Source organism: Prauserella muralis, from assembly GCF_003202285.1.
GTDB classification, from domain to species: Bacteria; Actinomycetota; Actinomycetes; order Mycobacteriales; family Pseudonocardiaceae; genus Prauserella_B; species Prauserella_B muralis.
In genome coordinates this window covers 1-23,663 of record NZ_MASW01000005.1, presented here as the reverse complement: position 1 = coordinate 23,663, position 23,663 = coordinate 1, and the positions used below count along the sequence as shown (strand labels likewise).

Here is a 23,663-nt window from a genome sequence, read left to right as displayed (position 1 = left end):
TACCCGGGGACTATGACAGCTGTCATAGTGCGGTGGCCCGCGTCCGCGCCCGCTCAGGCGAGCGCCACGGCGGTCCGGGGAGCCCGCCTGATGCCGAGATGCAGCGCGGCCGAGAGCAGCCCGAGTACCACCGAGGCCCACCACACCGCGGTGTAGCTGCCGGTGTGGTCGAAGATCAGCCCGCCGAGCCACACGCCGAGGAAGCTGCCCACCTGGTGGCTGCAGAACACCAGCCCGCCGAGCATCGCCAGGTGGGCCGAGCCGAGCAGTTCGGTCACCAGCCCGGTGGTCAGCGGCACGGTCGACAGCCACAGAAAGCCCATCACGGCGGCGAAGGCGACCAGCCCCGGCAGGGACGGCGGGGCCAGGACGAACCAGGTGATGGCCACGGCCCGCGCGAGGTAGATCGAGGCCAGCAGATGTTTCTTCGGATAGCGGTCGCCGAGCGCGCCGAAGACGAGACAGCCCACGACGTTGCAGAGCCCCACCAGCGACAGCGCCATGGCGCCCGCGGCCGCGGAGCTGCCCAGGTCCTCCAGGTAGGCGGGCAGGTGGTTGCCGATGAACGCCAGCTGGAAGCCGCACACGAAGTAGCCCAGCGTCAGCATGACGAACCCGGGGTGGGCGAACGCCTGCCGGGCGGCCGCGAGCGCGCCGCCGCCCGCCGGTTCGGCACGCGCCGCTGGCTTGCCGCGCAGCGCGAACCCCAGCGGGCACATGGCCGCGGCCACCACCGCCAGCAACGCCAGCGCGGGTGCCCAGCCACGAGCGCTGATCAGCCCGGCGGCCAGTGGCACGAGCAGGAACTGACCGACCGACGCGGCCGCCGTGCCGATGCCCATGACGAGGGAGCTGCGTTCGGGCGGCATCGCCCGCACCATCCCGGCCAGCACGACGGCGAATCCCGCGCCGCCCATGCCCATCCCGACCATGCAGCCCACAGTCAATCCGAAGTGGACCGGCGACCAGGCCAGCGCCGACAGTCCGACCCCTGCGGCGTAGAGCAGGCCGCCGCCGAACACGACGCGCCCCGTGCCGTAGCGGTCGGCGATCGCCCCCGCCACCGGTTGGGAGAAGCCCCACACCAGCAGCTGCACGGCGATGCCGAGCGAGAAGCTCTCCCGCGACCAGTGCAGCTCGGTGGTCACCGGATGCAGGAACATCGCGAACGCCTGCCGCAGTCCCATGCCGATGAGCAGCACGGCCGACCCCGCGCACAACACCGCGACGGGCCGCGGCCCCGCCCTCAGCACAGGACCGGGGCGACCGCGGCCAGCGCACCGAGGTCGCCCTCGGTCGCGCGCCCGGTCAGGTGCTCGACGAACCGGATCACGGCGGTGTCCACCGGTGCCGTCACGGCAGGCGGGCACACCGGCTGCCCCTGTCGCGCCGCCCGGGCCGCCAGCAGCCGCACGCACGCCGAGGCCGCGGGGGGATGCACGAACCCCGCCGGGTCGGCGTCGACGGCCCTGGCCAGGTCGAGCCCGTGCACCACACCTTCGACGCACCGGGTGACGAGGAAGTCCGACAGGCGCACGCTGCCCAGCCGCACCCGCACCACCCGGTCGCCGGGAACCGCCGCCAGCCTGGCGCCGACCTGGCCGACCGTCGCCGCGAACCGCTGCCGCAGCGCTCGTCCGGAGAGCCCGGCCGCGTCGTCGAGCGAACGCTGCCGGACCGCCGCCGCGACCGGCGCCGCGCCGTCGTAGTACCCGGCAAGGTCCATCTCCGCGCGGGGCGGGGACGGCGCGTCCAGGCCGGACCGGACGGCGTCGACGTTGCGGGTCAGGTGGGCCAGCAGCTCCCGCACGCACCAGCCCTCGAGCCGCGTCGGCGCCGCCAGCTCCGCCTCGCCCAGCGCGGCGATCCGGGACACGAGCAGCCCGAACTGCCCGGCGGCGGCGTCACGGGCCGCCTCCCACACCGCGTCGGCGAGCGTCGCCGCCGCACCCCGCCCCTCCTCCGGTGTCGTCATGTCCCGATCCCAGCAGCACCCCCTGACGGGACGCTGACGCCGGGCTGCCCCCGCTCAGCCCACGGCGCGCCGCAGCCCGGTCCGGGGAGGGCAGGCGAGGTACTCGACGTGCTGGTCTCCGGTGGCCGGGACGGCCGGCCGCGGCGGGATCGCCTGCTCCGTCGCCCGCGCGCTCACGCCGGCGCCATCGTGGGCGGGAAGGTCTCCATGGCGGGCTGCGCCTCCGGCGGCGCCTCGATCACCTGCGGGGCCGCGTTGCGGTTGACCAGCAGCCGCAGCACGTCGGGCCGGGAGTAGTGGCCCACCGGGTCGGCCGCCGACTTGGCGATGGCCAGCAGGTCCGGGCTCAGGTCGGCGTAGAGGATGCCCTCCTCGGTCTCGGCGAGTGGTTCCGCCAGCACCGAGCCCTCCGGGCCGTAGATCCGCGCGAAGCCGCCGCCGGGCGGCAGCAGCTGGCGCTTGAGGTCGCTGTCGCAGAACGTCTCCTGCGCCGCCGCGCCCACGACACCGCACGGGGCGACGACGAAGGTCTGCCCCTCCACGGCGTAGATCAGGCTTGCCGCCGTGTTGACCTCGGGCCCGAGCGCGGTGGCCGCTCCCCGGTAGACGGAGAAGCTCGGCCACGACGCCACGTGGATCTGCTCGCCCATGCTGTACATCGCGTACTTGGTGAGCGGCTGCAGGTGCTCCCAGCAGTTGAGCCCGCCGAGCCTGCCCAGTGCCGTGTCGTGGACCTGCAGGTCGCTGCCGTCGCCCTCGCCGAACACCGCGCGCTCGACGTGGGTCGGCTTGAGCTTGCGGCGCACGGAGATCAGCTCGCCGGTGCCGGACACGAACGCCTGCGCCATGTAGAGGCTGCCGCCCGCACGCTCGCTGAAGCCGAGCACGACGTGGATGCCGTGCCTGTGCGCGGCGTCGGCGATGGCGCGCAGCTCGGCGCCGTCGCGGGTCATCGAGTTGACCGCGTACCGGGGCACGAACGCCATGCCGGCCGCGGGAGAGTCGAGCCAGATCCACCACGGGTAGCCGGGCAGGAACGTCTCGGGGAACGCGATGAGCTGCGCGCCACCCGCGGCCGCCTGCCCGATCAGGTCGATGGTCCGGTCGACACCGGCCGCGAGATCGAGCCACGCCGGCTCCGCCTGCACTGCCGCCACCCGCACCGTGCTGTCCATGGTGACCTCCACATCGGATCGTCGGTTGACCGTGGTGGTGTCACGATGCGCCGGCCGCGCGGCCGCGCGGCTGACCGCGTGTGCCGTCGTCACTGTCCGGCTGTGCCGGAGCCGTGGCTGCGCCGGTACTCGGCCGGGGTCTGCCCGGTGGCGGCGCGGAACGCGCGGTAGAAGCCGGACTCGCTGTCGAAGCCGCAGTCGGCCGCGATGCCTGCCACCGGACGCAGCGGCTCGGCCAGCAGCAGCGCCCTGGCGCGTTCCAGGCGCAGCCTGCGGAGCTGGACGGCCACGCCGCCGGGACCGGCCAGGCGGTAGACGGTGCGGCGGGACACGTGGCAGGCCCTGGCCACCGTCTCGGCGTCGAGCGCCGGATCGGCCAGGTGGCGGCGGAGGAAGCCGAGCACCCGCTCGCGAGCCCACGCGTCGGCGGCGGGCCGGGCGGGCGCGAGGCGGCCCGCGTAGGACGCCGCGGCCGAGAGCAGGCCCATCGCGTGCGGCACGAGCACGGTCAGCTCCGCGGCGCCGGAACCCGCGCCCTCGGCGAGGGAGCGAAAGAACGACGACACGACCCCACCCGGGGTGCCGGGGCCGAGCGCCCGCGCGGTGAGATCGCGGCTGTCCCGCAGCAGCAGCTCGCTCTTCGGCACCTGCACCACCAGCTGGTGAAAGGGCTGGTCGAAGTGCAGCGTGTAGGGCCGCGTGCTGTCGTAGAAGGCCATCGTGCCCGGGGTCAGGATCGCCGTGCGGCCGTCCTGCCCCACGCGGCCCTCACCGCGCAGCTGGATGCTGGCCAGCAGGAACTCCCCGGTGTCCGCCGCGATCAGGCCACGGGTGCGGCGAACGTGCTGGCCACAGGCGACCACCGTGGACAGCTCGACCTCGCCCACCGGCACGTGGTCGATCCGGCCGCTGAAGTCCGCGTCGGACACCGGCTCGGCGGCGAGCCGCACGAACGTCGCGCAGATCATCTCCCGCCAGTACGCGAACGCCTCCCGCGCCGCCACCTCGGCGGTGCTGAGGCGAGTGTGCGCACGCCGGTCGACGCTGGGCATGGCGGGAGTATCGCCCCGTGCCGCCCGGCTGTCCACCGGCGCGGTCAGGCGCGGGCAGGCTTCGGCGGCAGCGACCGCGCGTAGGCGAGACCGCGGCCGACCCATCGCTCCAGCTCGCCCGCGGCGTCCAGGGCCTCGGCGTCGACCTGCCACCACCCCCGCATCGGACGGCCGCGCATCACCATCGGCCGCACGTGCTCGCCTTCGGTCACGGTGTCGCCCTCGTCGGGACCGAGGCGCACCAGCAGGCCGCCCTGACCGCTCGCGGCCACCGACATGTTGCCGTTGACGAGGAACGCCAAGCCCCCGAACATCCGCTGCTCGGTGAGGTTTCGCTCGGTGCCGACGAGGGCCCGGATGCGGTCGGCGAGGTCGGGATCGTAGGCCATGCCGGGCATTATCGCCCGGAATCCTCCTGCCGGGGCACCGGCGGCGGATTCTGGAACCGCCTGCGCGAGACCTCGGCGTGGGCGAGGCGGCGCAGCGTGGCGAGCAGGGCGTCACCGAGCACCGTGCCCACCACGGCGCCCTCGACGATGGCCTCCGTGGAGCCGAGGCGCGCGACCGCGTCGATGTCGGCGCCGGCGACCTGATCGGCGGCCTCGGCATAGCGGTCGAGCGCGTCGAGCACCCACTCGTGCCCGACGTCGCGCAGCGCGCAGAGCACACCGACGAGCGAGTCGGTCAGCGGCGACTCCGGGTGCAGCTCCCAGCCCCGCCCGGCGGCCATCGCCTCGACGCGCTTCATCGCCCACGCGCGGTCCTCGTCGCCCAGGTCCGCCCTCACGGCGGGCAGCCCGTGCTGCGCGACGCCCAGGACGTCGTGGGTGGAGACGCCCGGCTCGTCGATCGCCGCGAGCACCTCCCGCACCGCCGCGATGGACAGCCCGCCGATCTCGAGCAGCGCACGCACGAGCTTGAGGCGGCGCACGTGCGCCGCGCCGTACCGGGCCTGGTTCGGGCTCGTCAGCTCGCCGGGCGGGAGCAGTCCCTCCCGCTGGTAGTACTTGATCGTCGCCACCGCGACTCCCGACTCCCGGCTCAGCTCCGCCATCCGCATGCGCTCGCGCTCCTTCCGGTAGACATCGCCACATGGATAGTGTAGCTTCCCATTATAGATAGTTCCGCTATCCATTTCTGGAGGAGCCATGACAACCGCCGGCGTTTCCCATGGGCATCCGACCCGCATTGAACACGACCACGGCGCGCCCGCACCGACCCGTTCGGTCACTCGCAGGGCGGTGCTGCACTTCGTCGAGATGTCGATCGCGATGGGGCTCGGGATGGCGATCCTCGGCCCGCTCGTCCGGTGGGGCTTCTCCGCGGCGGGCTGGTCGGCCGTGTTCGACCACACCGACGCCAGGGCCATGGTGATGGCGACCGAGATGGCCGTCGCGATGGCGGGCTGGATGTGGTTCCGCCGCCACAGCCGGGGCTCCATCGTCGAGATGACGCTGGCGATGTACCTGCCGTTCGTCGTGCTGCTGCCGCCCTACTGGGCCGGCGTCGTCTCCGGTGGCGCGCTGATGGGCATCGGGCACGGCGTGATGCTGCTGGCGATGGCGGCACTCGTCTACCGGCGCAGGCACGAGCACACCGCACACGCCGCCGCCCCAAGCTCCCCAATGCCACATTCGTCACGTTAGATCTCCCCAATGCGGCATTCGCTCCATCCAGTGGAGCGAATGCCGCATTGGGGAGCTTGGGGCGGGGACTCAGCCGGCGGCGGTGTACATGGTGGCGAAGTTGTCCTCGTACTGCTCGTAGAGCGAGCCGATGTTGGTCTTGATCATCGCCTCGTCGTTGCGCCGCAACGAGGTGTGGTTGTAGTTCGGACTGCCGGTGAGCACCCATCGCGCGTGCCGGTCGCCGCCATGGCGGCCTTCCAGCAGCAGGTACTTGGAGTGGATGCGGCCGGGCAGCGCGCCGGCGTCGTCGAGCGCGCGCAGGGCGATGTTCGGATGCCCCGAGAGCACGTCCCGGACCTCGGCGTCGAGCTTGCCGTGCACGATACGCACCTGGCAGCCCCGGCGCGCCAGTTCGAGCAGCCGCTCGGCGATGCCGATGCGGTAGGTGTCCCATTCGGACATGCCGATGCGGATGGTGGTGCGCGTGTCGCACCCCGCCCCGGCGAGGAAATCCAGCACCGGATCGCCGGTCGCGAACGGGAAGAAGTAGGCGGTCACCGATCCGCCGCGCATGCCGGTCGTGGTCGTGCGCGCGTAGTCGTCGGTGCGCCGCTCGGCGGCCAGGTCCTCGAAGTAGGCGTCGTACGCCCGGTACAGCCGGGTGTTGCCGGGCAGGGTGACGGCGTTGTTCCAGTACGTCGTCGAGTTGAGGTCGGTGAAGTTGGCCGACGACTGCACGACCACATCGGACTCGCCGCCGGTCTGGGAGAACAGGTAGAACTTGTTGTGCTGGCCCTTCGTGCCGATGCAGGCCGCGGTGTTGCCCTCGGGCGAGAGGCCGGTGCAGACGTGCAGCCACGACCGCCGGGACTCGTCGGTGCCCAGCGTGCGGCGCAACAGCTCGACGGCGGGGTTGTCCACCTGCCAGCCGTCGAGCACCAGTTGCACGTCGACGCCGCGCTCGTGTGCCTCGGCGAGCTCGGTGGCGACGTCGAGGCCGGCCTCGCCGGAGATCACGAAGTGGGCGACGCGGATGCGCGACCCGCTCGGCGCCTGCCGCACCAGGGAGCAGATCTGCCGCACGATCGCCGTGGGGTCTCCCCCCGCCGGGTCGTTGAACACCGCGCCGGTGGCCACCGGCGCGGCCGGGGCGTCACCGCACGGCCGCGCGGTCTGCTCGGCCGCGGAGCTCGCCACGGGCGCCGAGGTGAGGGCCACCGCCAGCGCGGCGGCGGTCAGTACTGACTTCACACGCATCGATCGGTCCTTTCGTCCGGGGCCACAGTGCCCGGTGTGCGCGAACGCGGAACCAACAGCTGATGACGTCTTCGGGGAGAGAAGAGACACGCAGCATTAACGTTAAAGTTAACGTTAATGGAGCTGCCGAGCAGGCAATCTATGTCCGCGGCGGAGCGACTGTCAAGGGTCCGGCGTTTTCATCAGGCGGCACCGTTGACTCAGCCAAGCCGGAGGGTTAACGTTCACCCAGCTCGAATTAGCGCTCACGTGAACGTTAACTACCGGAGCGCTCACGCCTCTCCTCAGGAGCTGAAACCTTGGGTTACTCCAATGAGACACCGCTCGCCGGCAGTCTGCGGCGGGCCATGCTCGACGCCGACCCGGCGCTGTCCCGTTACAACCCGCTCTCCCGCATTCTGGTGTTCGACCAGTTCAACTCCGGCACCCACGGCTGGACCGAGCTCATCGGCAACCACGACGGCGAGGGCAACCTCGACACCGTCGACGACCACATGCGCGACTTCCGCCCGCCGCAGTTGAGTTCCTGCACGTTCTTCGACGTCGGCACCCACGGTGCGATGACGGGCACCTACGCGCTCAAGGTCGCCACCCGGCCCCTCGCAGGCCACACCGCGGTGGCCATCCGGCGGCTGACGATGGCCAAGAAGGGCCTCGTGCAGTTCGAGACGTACTTCACCTACAAGGCCGAGGCGGCCTCGGAGGAGAACGGCGCGGCCCGCAAGGCCGGAGCGGGCGACTGGGACGGCAACATCCACCCTTCGGAGCAGCAGTTCGGCGCCTTCACCGTCGCCACGGACATCTGCGACGACCGCGGCGTCCGCTACCACTGCGTCGCCCGGTACCAGAACACCGACCTGCAGAACCGGTTCACGCGCCGCTGGATGTATCCGGTCGTGCCCGAGCCGACGCCAAGGGAGCACCTGGAGGGCAAGGCGAAGCTCGCCGCCACCGACGACTTCACCGCGCCGAACCCGGACGACTGGCGCTACTTCGGCGAGCCACAGTCCTTCTGCTACAACGAGGTGCCGACCAAGGTCAACTGGCACTACCTGCGCTGGCAGCTCGATACCGAGCGGCAGCGCAACGTCGAGCTGCAGGTCAACGACCGCGTCTACGACATGCGCGACGTGCCCGTTCCCGCCTACGCCGAGCGCTACGACTCGCTGGACAACCTGCTCAACTTCTACGTCAGCACCCGCACCCACACCGACGTCCGGAACTTCCTCTTCCTGGACTCGGTCCTGATCTCGGTGGATTGGTAGGTCCTCATGCGACAGTCACAAGCCGCGGTGCTCGAACGCTATCGGGTCCTGGAAGGGGACTTCGCCACCGAGCCGTACGAGACCGGCTGGGCCACGGAGGCCCGCTGGTTCGTGCAGGTGTTGCGCGCCTCCTCCCCCGCGGTACGGGTGGTGCTGACCACGCAGGTCTCCCCGGACGGCCTGCACTGGTGCGACGCCGAGTACCCGCCGCAGGTCTGTGAGGGCGAGGGCATGATCTCCTGGCCGGTGCGGGAGTTCGGCCAGTGGTTGCGGATCCGCGGATCCGTCGAGGGGGACGAAGGATCGGTCAAGGTTCAGATCTATCTCACGCTCAAGGAATGAGCATAGGAGACCACCATGGTGAGCACGCACAGCCGGCGCGACTTCCTCAAGATCAGCAGCATCAGCCTGGCCGGCGCCTACCTCGCCGCCTGCAGTGTCGGCGGCGGCGACCAGGGCGCCGCCGAGCAGGCGCTGCGCGCGGCCTTCGCCCAGCCCATCAACGACCTCGACCCGCACGGCCCGAGCAGTGTCGACGAGAGCACACTGCTGGCCGGGCGGCTGATCTACGACACGCTGATCCGCCGCGACGGCGACAAGCTGGTCCCCCACGTCGCCACCTCGTGGGAGCAGCCTGACCCGAACACGTGGGTGTTCGCGCTGCGCGACGACGTGACCTTCCACGACGGCAGCAAGCTCACCGCACGCGACGTCAAGGCGTCCCTGGAACGCGTCAAGGACGCCGGCACGGCGCAGTCGGCACTGTGGACGTCGGTATCCACTGTGGACGCTCCCGACGACACGACGCTGCGCGTCACCACCAGCGAGCCGCTGGGCACCATGCCGGTGAACCTGACGCTGATGTTCATCCTGCCCGCGGCGAAGATGAACGACGAGGGCTTCTTCCGCAAGCCGATCGGCAGCGGCCCGTTCCGGGTGGAGGCGTTCACCCCCTCCGACGAGCTGCGGCTGGCCGCCGTCGACTACTGGAACGGCACGCCGAAGCTGAACCGCGTCACGCTGCCGTTCATCCCGGAGACCTCCAGCCAGATCACGGCGCTGCGCACCGGAGACCTCAACGTGCTGTGGCCGATCCCGCCCGACCAGCTGCGGGAGCTGGAGGGCCTCGACGAGATCCGGCTCGAGACCGTGCCCAGCTACGCCTACTACTTCACCTGGTTCAACTGCGGGCGCGAGCCGTTCACCGACCCGCGGGTGCGCAGGGCCATGTGGCGGGCGGTCGACGTGGCCGGGACCGTGCGCAACCTCTTCGGCGACGGCGCCGAGCTGATGACGGCGCCGATTCCCTCCACCGTGTTCGGGCACGCTCCGCAGCAGCCGTACGAGCACGACCCCGACGCCGCGAAGCGCGACCTCGCCGCGGCCGGTCTGGGCGACGGCTTTCGCACCTCGCTGATGTGGTTCAGCGACACCGGGCCGCTGGCCGACGCGCTCGCGCAGGCGATGATCTCCGACTGGGCGAAGGTCGGCGTCACCGTCGAGCCGCAGAACCTGGAGAAGGCGGAGTGGCTGCGGCGCCTCAACGCCAAGGAGTTCGACATGGATCTGCAGATCAACACCGTGACCACCGGCGATGCCGATTTCACCCTCGGCAGGCTGTACGACTCGCAGGCCGACCGGATGGGCTACCGCAACCCGCGGCTCGACGGCATCCTGCGCCGGGCGCACCAGGACTCCGACCGGCGCACCCGCGGCCGCCTCTACGGTCAGGCCTGCAAGATCATCTGGGACGACGCCGTCGGTATCTTCCCGGCCGCGCTCATCAGCACCTACGGTCTGCGCAGCACGGTCGAGGGATTCGAGCCGGTGCCGAGCAACCAGCCGGATCTGCGTGGCGTGACGCTGGCGACCTGAGGAGAGACGCATGGTGGAGTCACGGCGGGTGACGCTGAAGGACATCGCGAAGTCGCTCGGGGTGTCGGTCAACACGGTGTCGCGCGCGCTGACCGGCAAGGACAGCGTCGGCGAGGACACCAGAGCCCGCATCAAGGCCGAGGCCGAGCGCCTCGGGTACGTGCCCAACTCCATGGCCCGTTCCCTCGTGCTCGGCTCGGCGATGACCCTCGGCCTCGTCATCACCAACCCGTCGAACCCGTTCTACGCCCAGCTCATCAGCGCCATCGAGCAGCGGGGGCGGGTCAACGGCTACTCGCTCATGCTGCTGGTGACCGAGGAGAGCCCGGACGGGGACCGCGCCGCGGCGGAGACGCTGCTGCGCTGGGGCGTCGACGGCGCGCTGGTCGTTCCCGTCCGCAGCGACGGCGAGCACTGGGCCCGGCTCGACGAGTCGGGGGTTCCGCTGGTGTGCCTCAACCGTGACTTCCCTGCTCTCGACCTCGACTTCGTCGGTGTCGACTACGAACACGGCGCCTACGTCGCCACCCGGCACCTCATCGACAGCGGTGCGCGCTCGCTGTGCCTGCTGGAGGAGGACCTGCCGATCTCCCCGGTCGAGGACCGCACCGCGGGTTTCCGGCGGGCGCTGGCCGAGTCCGGTCTCCAGCCCCACGAGCCGGTGCGCGCCGTGCCCACGCGGCGTCACGAGTCGCTGGCCCTGCCGTGGGAACCCGCCGACGCCTACCGGCTGGCTCAGGAGATCGTGCGCGGCGGTGACCTGCCGGACGCGATCATGGTCGGCAACGACTACTTCGCGCTCGGGGTCTACCGGGCGCTCACCGAGGCCGGCCTGCGCGTCCCCGGCGACGTGCTCGTCGGCGGGTTCGGCGACCACCCGTTCGCCGCCTACCTCAATCCCCCGCTGACCACCGTGCGGCTTCCGGCCGCCGACATCGGCACCACCGCGGTCGATGTGCTGCAACAGCGGATGAAGGCCCGCGACGACGAGTCCGCTCCGGAGAAGCGGCACCTGCCCGCCGAGCTGGTGGTGCGCGCGTCGAGCCGGGCAGGAAGAGCACACTGACGTGATCATCTACGTGGCGCGCCGGCTGGGGCAGTCGGTGTTTCTCCTCTTCGGCGCCATCACCATCGTGTTCCTGGCGCTGCGCGTGATTCCCGGCGACCCGGCGTCGCTGATCCTCGGCAGCCAGGCCACCGAGGCCGAGCGGGAGGCCCTGCGGGCCGACCTGGGACTGGCCGACCCGCTGCTGGTGCAGTACGTGCGCCATCTCGGCGAGGTCGTCCGGCTCGACTTCGGCGAGTCGTGGCGGCTCGGCGGCGACGCCTTCGCCGGCGTCCTGGAACGGCTGCCCGCCACGCTGACCCTGGCCGGCTACGCGCTGGCGCTCACGCTGCTCGTCGGGTTCCCCCTCGGGGTGTACGCCGCACGGCACACGGGCCGGTTCGCCGACCGGCTCGTGAACTACCTCGCGCTCACCGGCCAGGCGCTGCCGTCGTTCTGGGTCGGCATCATGCTCGTGCTCGTCTTCGCCCGCACGCTCGACATCCTGCCCGCCACCGCCGACGGCACCCCGCTGGCGCTGGTGCTGCCCGCGTTCACGCTCGCGCTGCCGTTCCTCGGCTGGCTCGCGCGGCTCGTGCGCAACGGGACGCTGGAGGAGCTCGGCAAGGACTACGTGCGCACTGCGCGGTCGAAGGGCCTTTCCGAGCAGGTGGTGTTCAACGTGCACGTCCTGCGCAACACGCTGACCCCGGTGGTGACCGTGCTGGGGCTCGTGCTCGGCAACTTCATCGCCGACGCGGTGATCATCGAGCAGGTCTTCGCCTGGCCGGGCATCGGCTCGCTGATGATCGAGTCGATCGTCAACCGCGACTACGCCGTCGCGGAGGCGGCGATCCTGCTCATCGCCGTGTTCTACATCGGACTGAACCTGCTGGTCGACGTCCTCTACTTCTGGCTCGACCCGAGAATCACGCTGGAGACCGTATGAAGACGACCGCAGCCAGGGTCGCGGGCGGGGTGCTGGCGCTGTTCGTGCTCGTCGCCGTGTTCGGCCCGCTGCTCGTGCCCTACGACAGTGTGTCCACCGGCGTGGCCGACCGGCTGCTGCCCCCGGGCAGCACCCTCTCCGACGGCTCGTTCGCCCTGCTGGGCACCGATCAGCTCGGCAGGGACCTGCTGGCGCAGGTCATCGCCGGGTCCCGGGTCTCGCTGCTGGTGGCCGTCACCGTGGTCGTGGTCGGCGGGCTGACCGGGCTGGTGCTCGGCCTGCTCGCCGGGTACTACGGCGGCTGGCTGGACGCGGTCATCTCGCGGGTCGGCGACATGCAGCTGGCCTTTCCCAGCATCCTGCTCGCGATCCTGCTCGCGGGCGCGCTCGGGCCGAGCCTGACCAACGTCATCATCGCGCTGGCGGTGACCCGGTGGGTGATCTTCGCCAGGGTGGTGCGCGGCTCGGCGCTGTCGGCGCGCAACCGCGAGTTCGTGGACTCGGCGCGGGTGCTGGGCGCGGGCAGCGTGCGCATCATGACCCGCTACATCTATCCCTCCTGCGTGCAGCCGCTGCTGGTGGCCGCGACCGTCCAGGTGGGACTGACGATGGTGGCCGAGGCGGCGCTGAGCTATCTCGGCCTCGGGGTGCCGATCGACCAGGCCTCGTGGGGCTCCACCATCGCCGGGGGCCGCGACTACCTCGCCTCGGCGTGGTGGATCGCCGCCGTGCCGGGAGTGGCGCTCACGCTCGTGGTGGTCTGTGTCGGCATCCTGGGCGACGCGGCGAGGTCCGGGTCCGGGCAGGCCAGTGCGGCGGTGGTCCGGTGAGTGCGTTGCTGGAGGTGTCCGGGCTCGTGGTCGCGTTCGGCGACGTGCGGGCGGTGCGCGGGGTGTCGTTCACGGTCGGCGAGGGCGAGACGCTGGCGATCGTCGGCGAGTCGGGCAGTGGCAAGAGCCTCAGCTCGCTGGCGGTGCTGGGGCTGCTGCCCGCGCAGGCCCGCGTCGAGGCGGGCGAGATCCGCTGGGACGGCACGGATCTGCGCGCCGCCGACGCCGACCGCGTGCGCAGGCTCCGGGGCGAGGAGCTGGCGATGATCTTCCAGGATCCGCTGAGCGCGCTGAACCCCTCGCTGACCGTCGGCTACCAGGTGGCCGAGATGTTCCGCCGGCGTCGTGGTCTCGGGCGGGCCGACGCGGGCAGGCGCGCGGTGGAGGCGATGACCGAGGTCGGCATCCCCGACGCCGCGCGGCGCGCGGGTGCCTATCCGCACGAGTTCTCCGGCGGGATGCGGCAGCGGGTGATGATCGCCATGGCGCTCGCGCTCGAGCCGCGGCTGCTCGTCGCCGACGAGCCCACGACGGCGCTGGACGTCACCGTGCAGGCTCAGATCCTGCGACTGCTGCGGCAGCGCCAGCGCGCCGGGCTGGCGATGGTCATCATCAGCCACGATCTGGGTGTGGTGGCCAGGGCCGCGCGTTCGGTGGTCGTCATGTACGCGGGGCAGGCGGTGGAGGCGGGTGCCGTCGCCGACGTCTACCCCGCGCCCGCCCATCCCTACACGCTCGGTCTGTTGGCCGCGAGCCCGTCGGCGCGCGACGGCGACCGACGGGTCCGGCCGATCGAGGGCTACCCGCCGGACATCGCGGCTCTGCCGGGCGGCTGCGCGTTCCATCCGCGGTGCCCGTTCGCCCGGCAGCGCTGCCGCACGGAGGAGCCGCCGCTGCGCGAGGTCGCCCCCGGCAGGTCGAGTGCGTGTCACTACGCGGAGGAGGTGGTCAGCCGTGGCGCAACCGTCGGCCACGCCGGTGCTTGAGCTCGTCGACCTGGTCGCGGGGTACCGGACGCGGCAGGGCCTGTTCGGCAGGCGCCGCGAGGTGCGCGCCGTCGCCGGGGTGAACCTGGCGGTGCACGAGGGCCAGACCGTGTGCCTCGTCGGTGAGTCGGGGTGCGGCAAGTCCACGGTCGCGCGCACGGTGGTGGGACTGCTGCGCCCGATCGCGGGTGAGGTCCGGCTCGACGGCAGGGACGTGACGGGGCTGGCGCGCCGCGACCTCAAGGCCGTGCGCCGCCAGGTGCAGCTGGTGTTCCAGGACCCGTACGCCTCGCTCAACCCGCACATGACCGTGCGGGAGCTCATCACCGAGGCGTGGCGGATCCACCCCGGGCTCGTGCCGCAGGACCGGTGGGACGCCGAGCTGGCGGACCTGCTGGAGCGGGTGGGGCTCAACGCAGGACACGCGGCGCGCTACCCGCACCAGTTCTCCGGCGGGCAGCGGCAGCGGATCTCGATCGCGCGGGCGCTGGCCGTGCGGCCGAGGGTCATCGTCTGCGACGAGGCGGTCTCGGCGCTCGACGTGTCGATCCAGGCGCAGGTGCTGACGTTGCTGCGGCAGTTGCAGGACGAGCTCGGCGTGGCGTACCTGTTCATCACCCACGATCTCGGGGTGGTGCGGCACTTCGCCGACCGGGTCGCGGTCATGCACCTCGGCGGCATCGTCGAGTCGGGCGACACCGAGCAGGTCTTCCTGCACGCGGCGCATCCCTACACCCAGGCGCTGCTGTCGGCCGCGCCGAGCGTGGACGACTGGCGGGACGACGCGCCCGGCGGGGAGATCGTGCTGACCGGCGACGTGCCGTCTCCGCTGGACCCGCCGGCGGGGTGCCGCTTCCACACCCGGTGCTGGAAGGCGCAGCAGCGGTGCCGGGCCGACGAGCCCGCACTCGAGATCCGCGACACCGCTCACCCGGTGGCCTGCCACTTCCCGGCGCCGCTGCCGCTGGTTGAACCGCCGGTTCGCTAGTCCGCGCCGGCGGCGTCGAGCGGGGGCCGCACCGTCGCCGTGTCGGACGGTTGCTCGCCGGCGGGCTCCGGCCGCTGCGGCACGAGCAGTGATCCGACGACGCAGATGGCGAGGTTCAGCAGCAGCCCGACGATGCCGCCGTGCACACCGAACACCGACTCCTCGCCGGCGATCGTCATGCCGCCGGCCAGTGCGGCGCCCGCCAGCATGCCCCAGAACGCGGGTCCGGCCGCCATCCGCCGCCAGTACATCCCGAGCACGAAGACGGGTGCCAGCTGGATGAGCAGCTCCATCTTCAGCACGAACACCTCGACGAGCGTGGCGGGCGGGTTCCACGCCAGCAGCAGGAGGCCGATCACCGCGACCACCCCGGCCACCTTGCCGACGACGACCTGACGCCGCTCGCTCGCCTTCGGCCGCAGGTACCGGCCGTAGAGGTCACGCGAGATGATCGAGGAGAAACTGAGCAGCGCGGAGTCCGCCGTGGACACGATCGCGGCGACGACCCCGCCGAACAGCAGGATCATGGCCACGTAGAACACGACGTTCAGCGAGCCCACCTCGTTGGCGATCATGCCGACGAGCCGTTCCGAGTCCGCTTCGGACAGTCCGGGGAAGAGCCGGATGCCCAGCATGCCGATGCAGAACACGACACCGGCGGTGATGAGCGGCATCCACACCATCCGCTTGAGCGAGCGCTTGAGCGTGCGCTCGCTGCGGGCCGAGTAGATCCGCTGGATGGCGTGCGGGTACAGGGCGATGCCGATGCCCACGAGCAGGATCATCGAGAACCAGTTGACCGACGTCTCCAGCGGCGGGACGGCGATCGCGTCGGGCTCGTTCTCGGCGAGGTACTGGGTCAGGTCGCCGATCGAGCCGCCCGCCAGGTAGAGCGCACCCACGAGCAGCACGATGATGCCGATCAGCAGGGCGATGCCCTGCATCACGTCGGTCAGGGCGACCGCGCGCATCCCGCCCATCCAGGAGTAGGCGAGCATGACGACGACGAACACCGCCACGCCGAGCTGGTACGGCACCGTATCGCCGGTCAGGCCCGCGATCGCGTGGCCCATGGCGATGAGCTGTTCCAGCACGTAGTTCGCCAGCGCCCACAGCATGAGGAACGTGGCCATCAGGGTGACCGGCGTGGACCGGAAGCGGAACCGCACCCAGTCGGTCGGGGTGATGAAGGAGTGCTTCTTCGCCAGCACGTACAGCCTCGGCGCGAAGAGCATGTACCCGGCGATGATCGCGGTGAAGAACGTGACCGACTGCCACCACACGAAGCCCTCGCGGTAGGCCTGCGGCGCGTAGCCCACCACCGTGTTGCCGCTGTACTGCGTGGCGTACAGGGTGAAGAACAGCACCAGCATGCCGAGGTTGCCCCCGGCGAGGTAGTAGCTCTTCATGTTCTCGCGGGCGCCGGGCCGGTTGCGGCCCACGACGAACCCGATGCCCAGCATGATCACGGCGTATCCGAGCAGCACGACGATGCCCGCCGCGCCGCCGAAGGACAGGTTGTCCACGGCTCAGCGCCCCCGTTCCTCGTCGACAGGGCCCGCGTCGGCGGCCGCCGCCTCCTCCTCGTCCTCCACCATGTTCCAGTGGGCGGAGATCACCCAGGTCAGATAGGCACACAGCAGGATCGACGAGCCGATCGCGACGATCGTCCACAGCGGCAGCCCGAGCACCACGGGCTCGATCACGCCGGGTGGCAGGTACCACGGGACGCCGAGCAGCACGATCGCGACCAGTCCGGCCCAGATCCCCGGCTTTCTGATCGGCTCGCGGGGCGGGCGCGAACGTGGCGAAGGCTGCTGACCTGCGGGCATGGCGTCATCCGAACGGGTGGGTTCCATGGTCGCCGGGGAGTCTAAGCCGGAGGTCGCCGTACCGAAAGCCCTTTCCCGGCTTCGGCCGTGGGCGGTGGGCGATTCACCCCCGTGGCGGAGCGCCTGCCGTCAGCCCCTCAGGTGGATCTGCTTGAGATCCCCTTCGCCGTGAGTGACTGTAGTGTCACGCACTGTCGTTCTCGGGTAGGAGGAGGAACGGACGATGGGATTCTGGACCGAGGCCGCTCGCGTGCTCGACAAGTCCGCCGACCGGGTCGCCAACCGCAGGGGCAAGGTTGTCCGGACCACGAAGAAGATGGTCGACGGGCTGTGCGTCGGCTGCCTGCGCCCGACGGCCAAGCAGCAGTGCGGGGTGCCCTGCTGCGGGCGCACCGAGTGCATGCGCGTGGTCGTCGACCGTCTCTGACGCCGCGATCCGCGGTCAGCGCGCCGTGGCGTCGCGTGCCTCCAGCTCGGCGTACTGCCTCAGGGACGCGAGGGTGGCCTCGATGTTGCGCTGGTTGTGCTCGTCGCGGTCGCGGATGCCCAGCAGCAGCCGGTTGACCGCGAGGGTGGTGATCCGGGGGGTCAGCCTCCGGGTGCTCTCGATGACGCGGCAGCCGGTCTCGGTCGGCTCGATCTCGTAGCGCCACAACGCCGACGGCACGCCCATGACCTGGACGCGGAAGGCGAACCGCCTGCTGGGCTCCGCCTCGGTCACGACGCAGGTGGTGGCCCAGCGCCGCGATCGGTGCTGGTTGACGCCGCGGAACCGCGCGCCCACGACCGCTCCGGTGGCTCCGCCGAGCCACCGGCAGCGGTCGATCTCGGCGGCCCAGCGGCCCTGCCCCGGCACGTCGGACACCAGCCGGTAGACGAGGCCGGGTGGCGCGGCGATCTCCACGGAACTCTGCGCGGTCGGTGGGCGCATCGGGGGTCCTCCTCGGCGACACGGTTACTCGCGGGTATCAGCGTGCCAGCAACCGGCACGTCGCGGAGGAGACGCGCGTCACCGAGGCCCAGTGCGGCGTGCACCGCGAGGACGAGGACGAACCCTGCCACGGCGTCGAGCAGGTAGTGGTTGCCGGTCGCCAGCACCACCGCGGTGGTCGTCAGCGGGTACAGCCACACCAGCCACCGCAGCCGGTGCCGGGCCAGGCTCACCACGAGCGCGGCCCACACCGCCCAGGCGACGTGCAGGGACGGCATCGCCGCGTAGGGGTTGGCCAGGCTGAGCAGCCCGCCGTCGGCGTGGGCCGAGCCGAACACGTCGCGTTGCACCAGCGTGTCCGGGGAGGCCGCCATCGCCAGCCGTGGCGGGGCGACGGGAACCACCCAGAAACAGATCAGCGCGCTGAGGCTGACGCCGATGAGGGTCGTGCGCAGGCGCGGGTAGCTGCGGGGGTGCCGCCACCACAGCCACACCAGCAGCCCGGCGGTCACCGCGAAGTGGGTGACGACGTAGTAGTAGCCCGCGACGCTCGCCAGAACGCCCTCGCCGTCGGCGAGGGCGTGGAACGAGGGTTCGACGGCCAGGTTGAGCTCCTGCTCGAAGCGGTAGAGCGCGTCCGCGTTGGCGTCCGCGACGGCCGCCTCCCCGGACACCGCCACCCACAGCAGCTGGAACACGCCGAACCCCAGCCCCACCAGCAGCATCTCGGCCCACCCGCGCGGTCTCGGCCGGGACACGCGTGCCGCGCCCACGGCGGAGGCCGGACGGGCGCCGTTCGCTCCCCCGCTCCGGCCGGCATCGTGGTGTGCGACATCGTCCTCCGGCCTCTCGAAGGTCATCGTCCGAGAGTGCCCGGCATCAGCTCCGGCTAACGGCGGTGCGGGGATCGAGCGGGCCGTCCGCGGCGAAGGCCAGCGCGGCGAAGCGCTCGCCGATGCGGTGGTGGGTGACGGCGTCCGGGTGCAGCTCGTCGGGCAGCGGCAGCTCGGCGAAGTCCTGCTCGCCGTAGAGCAGGCGGCCGTCGAGGTAGTGCAGGTTCGCGTCGTCGGCGGCCCGCTGCTCCGTGATGCGAGCCAGCTCGTCGCGCACGACGCGCAGCGTCAGCTTGCCCGCGGCCCGTTCGGCGAGGTCGCCGGTCGCGCGGAACCGCAGCCTGCCCGCGCGCAGCGCCTCGGCGTCGAACGCGCCCGGGCCCGGGGTGTCCTCGTGGATCGGGCAGTGGATCGGCGACACGACCAGCAGCGGCGTGGCGGGGTGGCCTTCGCGGATCGTGTCGAGGAAACCGTGCACGGCAGGGCCGAAGGCGCGCAGGCGCATCAGGTCGGCGTTGACGACGTTGATACCGATCTTGACGCTGATGACGTCCGCCGGGGTGTCCCGCAGGGCGCGGGCGGTGAACGGGTCGAGCAGGGCGCTGCCGCCCAGCCCGAGATTGACCAGCTCCACCCCGGCCGCGGACGCGGCCAGCGCGGGCCACGTGGTGGTGGGGCCCGCGGCGCCGGAGCCGTGGCTGATGGAGCTGCCGTGGTGCAGCCACACCGGCCGCCGCGGGGGCGGCACCGGCTCGACCACGGCGTCGGCGCGCAGCGCGAGGAGCTCGGTGATCTCGGTGTGGGGCAACCAGATCTCGACGTCCTTGGCTCGCCCAGGCAGGCCTGCGAAGCGCACGGTGGCGGCCGGGCCGGGCCGCTTCTCGACGGCGCCGGTGGCCGGGTCGATGACCAGCGTGTTGCCGCCGGTCACGCTGGCCTGCCCGGCCGGCCGTCGGTCCACCAGCAGTTCGTACACGCCGTCGGGCCGGGGTGGGGCGCCCGCGTAGTGGCGCTTGGTCGGCAGCGTGTCGAGCTCGATCGCGGTGGCGCGGGTGCGGAAGACCAGCCGCACGCCGGAGGGCTCGGCCTCGGCCATGGCCAGCTGCGGGTCGGCGCACTGCGCCCGGGCACGGGCGGGCAGCCGGTGCGGCAGGACCCCGTGCGGGGTGCGTTCGAGGTCGAGCGCGCCGCGCAGGAGCTCCGCGGTGAGGGGCGTGGTGGCCAGGGTGGATGTGGTGTTCATGATCCTTTGCCTGTCGTCGCGGATCCGCGTCAGCTCGCGGGCCAGTTCCGCAGGAGGGCGTCCAGGGCGTCGACGATCCGGGGCCAGCTTTGCTCGGGGGCGGGCGCGCTGTGGCTGAACGCGCCACCCAGTTCGAGGCTGAGGTAGCCGTGGACGACGCTGCCCAGCAGCCGCACGGCGTGCGTGTGCTCCGGCTCCGCCAGGTCGTAGCCGCGCAGGATCGCCCGCGCCAGCTCCGTGTGCCTGCGCCCTGCGCTCGCGGCCGCCGTCTCCGGGTCGAGCCGGAGCTGGGTCGCGGCGTAGCGGCCGGGATGGTCGCGGGCGTAGTCGCGGTAGACGCCGGCGAAAGCGGCCAGGGCCTGCTTGCCGGACCGGCCTGCCAGTGCCTCCGCCGCGCGGCCGGCGAGCTCGTCCAGCGCGAACAGGGCAATCCTCGTCTTGAGGTCCTGCGAGCTCGCCACGTGGGAGTACAGGCTCGCGACCTTGACGTCGAAGCGCCTGGCCAGCGCCGAGACGGTGACCTGGTCGAAGCCGACCTCGTCGGCCAGCTCCGCTCCGGCCCGCGTCAGCCGCTCCGTGTTGAGCCCCGCCCGTGCCATGGTCTCCCTCCTGCCATCAGTCATTATGCAGCAGCCTAATGCCTTTAGGCAAATGGCGAAGGGGCTTAGCCTAGGCGCCGAGCGGCGGCGCCGGGGACGACCAAGCCGGTCTCGTAGGCCACCACGACGGCCTGGGCGCGGCTGCTCAGCCGCAGCTTGCCCATCGTCCGCTTGACGTGGGTCTTCACGGTCGCCTCGCTGAGCACGAGCCGCCGCGCGATCTGCGCGTTGGACAGGCCGTTGCCGACCAGCCGCAGCACCTCCGTCTCCCGCGCGGTCAGCTCCGCCAGGTCGCGCCGGGCCAGCGCCGCTTCGTGGTGCTGGGCGTAGGTCTCGATCAGCCGGTGGGTGATGTGCGGCGCGATCAGCATGTCGCCCGCGGCGACGGTGTGGACCGCGGCGATGATCCGGTCGGGCGGGGTGTCCTTGAGCAGGAACCCGGCGGCGCCGTCCCGGAGGGCGGCGTAGACGTACTCGTCGAGGTCGAACGTGGTGAGGATCAGCACTCGCGGCGGGCTGTCGCCGGCCCCGGCGAGGAGTCTCCGCGTGGCCGCGATCCCGTCGAGCACGGGCATTCTGATGTCCATCAGCACCACGTCCGGGGCGAGATCCGTGGCCAGGGCCACCGCCTGTTCCCCGTCGGCGGCCTCGCCCACCACCTCGAGCCCCTCGGAGGTCCGCAGCAGGCCGGCCAGCCCCGCCCGGATCAGAGCCTGGTCGTCGGCGACGAGCACGCGCACCGTCATCGCCGCTCCCCCACCGGAAGGCGCAGCACCACGCGGAAACCGCCGTCCTCCGCGGGCCCGGCCGTGAGCACACCGCCGTAGAGTTCCGCGCGCTCGCGCATGCCGCGGATGCCGTGCGCCGCCGCCGGGACCTGGCCGTGCCGTGCCGCCGTGCCGTCGTCGCTCACCCGCAGGGTCACCGTCCGTTCTCCGTAGTCGAGGTCGATCCGCGCGCTGGCCGGTCCGGCGTGCTTGAGCACATTGGTCAGTGACTCCTGCGCGATCCGGTAGGCACACAGGTCCGGGCCGGGCGGCAGTGGCCGGACGCTGCCGGTGACGGTCAGCTCCACCGGCAGCCCGGCGTTGCGTGTGCGCGCCACGAGCCCGTCCAGCATGGCCAGGCCTGGTTGCGGGTCCCGGTCGGCGGCGGTGTCGTCGACGCGCAGCACGTCGAGCAGGCGGCGCATCTCGGTCAGCGCCGCGCGGCTGGCGTCGCCGACGGTGGCCATCGCCTCCTTGGCCGTCCGCGGGTCGCTGTCCACCACGTACTCGGCCATGCCCGCCTGCAGCGAGATCACCGACATGTGGTGTGAGGCGACGTCGTGCAGTTCCCTCGCCAGCCGCACGCGCTCGTCGGCGGCCGCCCTGGCGGCCTGCTCGGCGAGGCGCTGCGTGCGCAGGCCCCAGCGCCGGGTGCTCTCCCCCAGCACCCACGCGCCGAGCGCGATCAGTCCCGCCTGGACGTACTCGGGCCAGGCGAGCTGCTCCGCCGCCTCGGTGTAGACGATCGCGAGCACCGCCACCGTGGCCAGCCACAGCACCGTCACCACCGGGCGCGGACGCAGGGTGGCCACCGTGAACAGGGCGATGAGCAGCCCCACCCCGCCGCCCGGGATGTCGCCGTGGCCGAGCAGGCTGTACGCGGCCATCGCGGCGCCGATGACCGTCAGGGTCACCACCGGGGTCCGCTGCCGCAGCGCGAGTGGCGCCGCCATGAGCACGGCGAGCGCGAAGGCCGGCCCGGTGCGTGGTCCTTCCCAGCTCAGCAGCGTGGCGATGTTCAGTCCCGTGAGCACGAGGGCCAGCAACACGTCGACCAGGGCCGGTCGCAGAGTCGTCCGCACCCGCTCACGGTAGCCCCGAGACGAGCCGGGGGTCACCCACCGGCAGTGGTATCGACCACTACCCCACCGGGGGTAGCCGTAGTTGCCGTCGCAGGGCGACGACGGGCGCCCGTGCGCTGCCTAGCGTGGCGGCCATGAAACGGATTTCTGCGCTCATGATGGCGATGACGATGGCGATGGGCACCGTGGCGGCGGGCGCCGCCCACGCCGGCAGCGGCTCCCGCACGGACCGCGACACCCTGCGGCGGGACGCGAATGCCCTGCTGGACCAGGGCGCACCGGGCGTGCTGGCCGAGCTCGACACACCGCGCGGGGAGGTCACCGTCCGCAGCGGATTCGGCGACGCCGACCGCGAGACCCCGGTGCCGTGGAACGCGCGGTTCCGCATCGGCAGCTTCACCAAGACCTACGTCGCGGCGACAGTGCTGCAACTGGTCGGCGAGGGTCGACTGTCGCTTGAGGACACCGTGGAGCGCTGGCTTCCCGGCGTCGTGTCCGGAAACGGCAACGACGGCAGCAGGATCACCGTGCGCCAGCTTCTCCAGCACACCAGCGGTCTGCCCGAGTACCTGCGTGCCATGCCCGAGTTGTTCGACCGGGAGCAGTTCGAGCGCGCCCGGTTCCGGACCTTCCGCCCGCACGACCTGGTCGCGAGGGCGATGCGGTTCGAGCCCGACTTCGCGCCGGGCGAGGACCTGCGGTACTCCAACACCAACTACATCCTCGCCGGGATGATCATCCACCGGGTGACCGGGCACAGCTGGCAGCACGAGGTCCGCACCCGCATCATCGAACCGCTCGGGCTGCGCCACACCTACGCGCCCGGGAGCTTTCCGTTCGTCCCCGGCCCGAACGCCGTCGGCTACGCCCGGTTCCTCACCGACCTCGACCGGCCGGAGGACCCGGGCACGTGGACCGAGCCGGTGGACACGACCGTGCTCAATCCGACCTGGGGCGGAGCGGCGGGCGCGATGATCAGCACCACCGAGGACGGCAACCGGTTCCTGCGGGCCCTGCTCGGTGGCCGCGTGCTGCGCCCGGCTCAGCTGGCCGAGATGACGAGGACCGTGCGGGCACCGTATTTCGACCCGGCGTGGCCGGGCGCGCGCTACGGGCTCGGCCTGATGTGGATTCCGAACTCGTGTGGCGGCTCGTGGTCACACGGCGGCGACATCCACGGCTTCAAGACCCGCAACGGCGTCACCACCGACGGCACGCGCAGCGTCGTCGTGTCGATCAACTCCGACTCGCTGGTGCCGAAACCGGGCGCGCCGGAGCTCACGACCGACCCGACCGTCGAGCTGATCGAGCACGCGCTCTGCGGAACCCGCTGAGACGTGCCGCCGCACGG

26 protein-coding genes and 1 pseudogene are annotated in these 23,663 nt (G+C 71.8%); 11 read left to right on the top strand and 16 right to left on the bottom strand.

Annotated elements, in window-relative coordinates:
* Window positions 1–53 precede the first annotated feature (53 nt).
* Genes BAY60_RS20780 through BAY60_RS20755 form a run of 7 tightly spaced genes read right to left on the bottom strand, consistent with a single transcriptional unit; the run spans window position 54 to window position 5,262 of the window.
* Window positions 54–1,253, bottom strand: a complete 1,200-nt coding sequence (locus tag BAY60_RS20780) for an MFS transporter (protein ID WP_112282736.1) — start codon at window positions 1,251–1,253, stop codon at window positions 54–56.
* A complete protein-coding gene (locus BAY60_RS20775) occupies window positions 1,247–1,975 on the bottom strand; it encodes a maleylpyruvate isomerase N-terminal domain-containing protein (protein WP_112282735.1) in 729 nt (242 codons plus the stop codon). The genes BAY60_RS20780 and BAY60_RS20775 overlap by 7 nt, the downstream gene beginning before the upstream one ends.
* A 54-nt stretch (window positions 1,976–2,029) precedes the next feature.
* Window positions 2,030–2,152 (bottom strand): hypothetical protein, encoded by a 123-nt coding sequence (locus tag BAY60_RS38390; protein ID WP_281272751.1) that lies wholly within the window; start codon window positions 2,150–2,152, stop codon window positions 2,030–2,032.
* Window positions 2,149–3,243 carry a carbon-nitrogen hydrolase family protein gene (locus tag BAY60_RS20770; RefSeq protein WP_245992721.1) on the bottom strand — a complete coding sequence of 365 codons (1,095 nt, stop codon included), beginning with the start codon at window positions 3,241–3,243 and terminating at the stop codon, window positions 2,149–2,151. The genes BAY60_RS38390 and BAY60_RS20770 overlap by 4 nt, the downstream gene beginning before the upstream one ends.
* Entirely contained in the window at window positions 3,240–4,202 is a 963-nt protein-coding gene (locus BAY60_RS20765; protein ID WP_170160494.1) for an AraC family transcriptional regulator, read from the bottom strand. The genes BAY60_RS20770 and BAY60_RS20765 overlap by 4 nt, the downstream gene beginning before the upstream one ends.
* A 44-nt stretch (window positions 4,203–4,246) precedes the next feature.
* A complete protein-coding gene (locus BAY60_RS20760; protein WP_112283492.1) occupies window positions 4,247–4,591 on the bottom strand; it encodes a TfoX/Sxy family protein in 345 nt (114 codons plus the stop codon).
* 8 nt (window positions 4,592–4,599) lie between these two features.
* Window positions 4,600–5,262 carry a MerR family transcriptional regulator gene (locus tag BAY60_RS20755; RefSeq protein WP_112282733.1) on the bottom strand — a complete coding sequence of 221 codons (663 nt, stop codon included), beginning with the start codon at window positions 5,260–5,262 and terminating at the stop codon, window positions 4,600–4,602.
* Between the two features lie 88 nt (window positions 5,263–5,350).
* On the opposite strand from BAY60_RS20755, the gene BAY60_RS20750 reads away from it, so the two are divergent.
* Complete coding sequence (locus BAY60_RS20750; protein ID WP_245992720.1) at window positions 5,351–5,848, top strand: hypothetical protein; 498 nt, start codon at window positions 5,351–5,353, stop codon at window positions 5,846–5,848.
* Window positions 5,849–5,917: 69 nt separating this feature from the next.
* Here the strand turns inward: BAY60_RS20750 and BAY60_RS20745 are convergent, their stop codons facing one another.
* A complete protein-coding gene (locus BAY60_RS20745) occupies window positions 5,918–7,087 on the bottom strand; it encodes a phospholipase D-like domain-containing protein (protein WP_112282732.1) in 1,170 nt (389 codons plus the stop codon).
* A gap of 299 nt (window positions 7,088–7,386) precedes the next feature.
* Here BAY60_RS20745 and BAY60_RS20740 point away from each other — a divergent pair, with 299 nt between their 5' ends.
* From BAY60_RS20740 to BAY60_RS20705, 8 genes are read left to right on the top strand one after another with little or no spacing between them, the layout of a single operon-like run.
* On the top strand, window positions 7,387–8,352 hold the full coding sequence (locus tag BAY60_RS20740; protein ID WP_112282731.1) for a DUF6772 family protein: 966 nt from the start codon (window positions 7,387–7,389) through the stop codon (window positions 8,350–8,352).
* Between the two features lie 6 nt (window positions 8,353–8,358).
* Window positions 8,359–8,694, top strand: coding sequence for a hypothetical protein (locus BAY60_RS20735; protein WP_112282730.1), 336 nt, complete (start codon window positions 8,359–8,361; stop codon window positions 8,692–8,694).
* Between the two features lie 15 nt (window positions 8,695–8,709).
* Window positions 8,710–10,227, top strand: coding sequence for an ABC transporter substrate-binding protein (locus BAY60_RS20730; RefSeq protein ID WP_112282729.1), 1,518 nt, complete (start codon window positions 8,710–8,712; stop codon window positions 10,225–10,227).
* 10 nt (window positions 10,228–10,237) lie between these two features.
* A complete protein-coding gene (locus tag BAY60_RS20725) occupies window positions 10,238–11,293 on the top strand; it encodes a LacI family DNA-binding transcriptional regulator (RefSeq protein ID WP_112282728.1) in 1,056 nt (351 codons plus the stop codon).
* 1 nt (window position 11,294) lies between these two features.
* Window positions 11,295–12,221, top strand: coding sequence for an ABC transporter permease (locus BAY60_RS20720; RefSeq protein ID WP_112282727.1), 927 nt, complete (start codon window positions 11,295–11,297; stop codon window positions 12,219–12,221).
* Window positions 12,218–13,051, top strand: coding sequence for an ABC transporter permease (locus tag BAY60_RS20715; RefSeq protein WP_112282726.1), 834 nt, complete (start codon window positions 12,218–12,220; stop codon window positions 13,049–13,051). The genes BAY60_RS20720 and BAY60_RS20715 overlap by 4 nt, the downstream gene beginning before the upstream one ends.
* Complete coding sequence (locus tag BAY60_RS20710; RefSeq protein ID WP_112282725.1) at window positions 13,048–14,037, top strand: ABC transporter ATP-binding protein; 990 nt, start codon at window positions 13,048–13,050, stop codon at window positions 14,035–14,037. The genes BAY60_RS20715 and BAY60_RS20710 overlap by 4 nt, the downstream gene beginning before the upstream one ends.
* Complete coding sequence (locus BAY60_RS20705; RefSeq protein WP_112282724.1) at window positions 14,006–15,025, top strand: ABC transporter ATP-binding protein; 1,020 nt, start codon at window positions 14,006–14,008, stop codon at window positions 15,023–15,025. Before BAY60_RS20710 ends, BAY60_RS20705 begins: the two co-directional genes overlap by 32 nt.
* Here BAY60_RS20705 and BAY60_RS20700 read toward each other — a convergent pair.
* Window positions 15,022–16,551 carry a sodium:solute symporter family protein gene (locus tag BAY60_RS20700; RefSeq protein WP_112282723.1) on the bottom strand — a complete coding sequence of 510 codons (1,530 nt, stop codon included), beginning with the start codon at window positions 16,549–16,551 and terminating at the stop codon, window positions 15,022–15,024. The two genes, BAY60_RS20705 and BAY60_RS20700, sit on opposite strands and share 4 nt — an antisense overlap.
* Before the next feature lie 3 nt (window positions 16,552–16,554).
* Entirely contained in the window at window positions 16,555–16,884 is a 330-nt protein-coding gene (locus BAY60_RS20695; RefSeq protein WP_245992719.1) for a hypothetical protein, read from the bottom strand.
* Between the two features lie 196 nt (window positions 16,885–17,080).
* Here BAY60_RS20695 and BAY60_RS20690 point away from each other — a divergent pair, with 196 nt between their 5' ends.
* On the top strand, window positions 17,081–17,284 hold the full coding sequence (locus BAY60_RS20690) for a hypothetical protein (RefSeq protein WP_112282721.1): 204 nt from the start codon (window positions 17,081–17,083) through the stop codon (window positions 17,282–17,284).
* Between the two features lie 15 nt (window positions 17,285–17,299).
* On the opposite strand, the gene BAY60_RS20685 is transcribed toward BAY60_RS20690, so the two are convergent.
* From BAY60_RS20685 to BAY60_RS20660, 6 genes and pseudogenes are all read right to left on the bottom strand, one after another.
* Window positions 17,300–17,788 (bottom strand): SRPBCC family protein, encoded by a 489-nt coding sequence (locus tag BAY60_RS20685; RefSeq protein ID WP_112282720.1) that lies wholly within the window; start codon window positions 17,786–17,788, stop codon window positions 17,300–17,302.
* A 107-nt stretch (window positions 17,789–17,895) separates the two neighbouring features.
* Window positions 17,896–18,513, bottom strand: a pseudogene (locus tag BAY60_RS38020) (phosphatase PAP2 family protein); the annotation flags it as partial.
* A 154-nt stretch (window positions 18,514–18,667) separates the two neighbouring features.
* Complete coding sequence (locus BAY60_RS20675) at window positions 18,668–19,864, bottom strand: GDSL-type esterase/lipase family protein (RefSeq protein ID WP_112282718.1); 1,197 nt, start codon at window positions 19,862–19,864, stop codon at window positions 18,668–18,670.
* 29 nt (window positions 19,865–19,893) lie between these two features.
* On the bottom strand, window positions 19,894–20,463 hold the full coding sequence (locus tag BAY60_RS20670) for a TetR/AcrR family transcriptional regulator (RefSeq protein WP_112282717.1): 570 nt from the start codon (window positions 20,461–20,463) through the stop codon (window positions 19,894–19,896).
* Between the two features lie 65 nt (window positions 20,464–20,528).
* Entirely contained in the window at window positions 20,529–21,209 is a 681-nt protein-coding gene (locus BAY60_RS20665; RefSeq protein WP_211330410.1) for a response regulator, read from the bottom strand.
* Complete coding sequence (locus tag BAY60_RS20660) at window positions 21,206–22,312, bottom strand: sensor histidine kinase (protein WP_112282716.1); 1,107 nt, start codon at window positions 22,310–22,312, stop codon at window positions 21,206–21,208. Before BAY60_RS20660 ends, BAY60_RS20665 begins: the two co-directional genes overlap by 4 nt.
* Window positions 22,313–22,446: 134 nt before the next feature.
* Here BAY60_RS20660 and BAY60_RS20655 point away from each other — a divergent pair, with 134 nt between their 5' ends.
* A complete protein-coding gene (locus BAY60_RS20655; protein WP_112282715.1) occupies window positions 22,447–23,646 on the top strand; it encodes a serine hydrolase domain-containing protein in 1,200 nt (399 codons plus the stop codon).
* The last annotated feature ends 17 nt before the right edge of the window (window positions 23,647–23,663 follow it).

Excerpts from the sequence above, each read along its gene's own strand:
- BAY60_RS20655 (WP_112282715.1), top strand. The coding sequence starts at position 22,447 with ATGAAACGGATTTCTGCGCTCATGATGGCGATGACGATGGCGATGGGC.
- BAY60_RS20760 (WP_112283492.1), bottom strand. The coding sequence starts at position 4,591 with ATGGCCTACGATCCCGACCTCGCCGACCGCATCCGGGCCCTCGTCGGC.
- BAY60_RS20750 (WP_245992720.1), top strand. The coding sequence starts at position 5,351 with ATGACAACCGCCGGCGTTTCCCATGGGCATCCGACCCGCATTGAACAC.
- BAY60_RS20685 (WP_112282720.1), bottom strand. The coding sequence starts at position 17,788 with ATGCGCCCACCGACCGCGCAGAGTTCCGTGGAGATCGCCGCGCCACCC.
- BAY60_RS20725 (WP_112282728.1), top strand. The coding sequence starts at position 10,238 with ATGGTGGAGTCACGGCGGGTGACGCTGAAGGACATCGCGAAGTCGCTC.
- BAY60_RS20665 (WP_211330410.1), bottom strand. The coding sequence starts at position 21,209 with ATGACGGTGCGCGTGCTCGTCGCCGACGACCAGGCTCTGATCCGGGCG.
- BAY60_RS20775 (WP_112282735.1), bottom strand. The coding sequence starts at position 1,975 with ATGACGACACCGGAGGAGGGGCGGGGTGCGGCGGCGACGCTCGCCGAC.
- BAY60_RS20695 (WP_245992719.1), bottom strand. The coding sequence starts at position 16,884 with ATGGAACCCACCCGTTCGGATGACGCCATGCCCGCAGGTCAGCAGCCT.
- BAY60_RS20670 (WP_112282717.1), bottom strand. The coding sequence starts at position 20,463 with ATGGCACGGGCGGGGCTCAACACGGAGCGGCTGACGCGGGCCGGAGCG.
- BAY60_RS20745 (WP_112282732.1), bottom strand. The coding sequence starts at position 7,087 with ATGCGTGTGAAGTCAGTACTGACCGCCGCCGCGCTGGCGGTGGCCCTC.
- BAY60_RS20735 (WP_112282730.1), top strand. The coding sequence starts at position 8,359 with ATGCGACAGTCACAAGCCGCGGTGCTCGAACGCTATCGGGTCCTGGAA.
- BAY60_RS20690 (WP_112282721.1), top strand. The coding sequence starts at position 17,081 with ATGGGATTCTGGACCGAGGCCGCTCGCGTGCTCGACAAGTCCGCCGAC.
- BAY60_RS20765 (WP_170160494.1), bottom strand. The coding sequence starts at position 4,202 with ATGCCCAGCGTCGACCGGCGTGCGCACACTCGCCTCAGCACCGCCGAG.
- BAY60_RS20675 (WP_112282718.1), bottom strand. The coding sequence starts at position 19,864 with ATGAACACCACATCCACCCTGGCCACCACGCCCCTCACCGCGGAGCTC.
- BAY60_RS20755 (WP_112282733.1), bottom strand. The coding sequence starts at position 5,262 with ATGCGGATGGCGGAGCTGAGCCGGGAGTCGGGAGTCGCGGTGGCGACG.
- BAY60_RS20715 (WP_112282726.1), top strand. The coding sequence starts at position 12,218 with ATGAAGACGACCGCAGCCAGGGTCGCGGGCGGGGTGCTGGCGCTGTTC.
- BAY60_RS20730 (WP_112282729.1), top strand. The coding sequence starts at position 8,710 with ATGGTGAGCACGCACAGCCGGCGCGACTTCCTCAAGATCAGCAGCATC.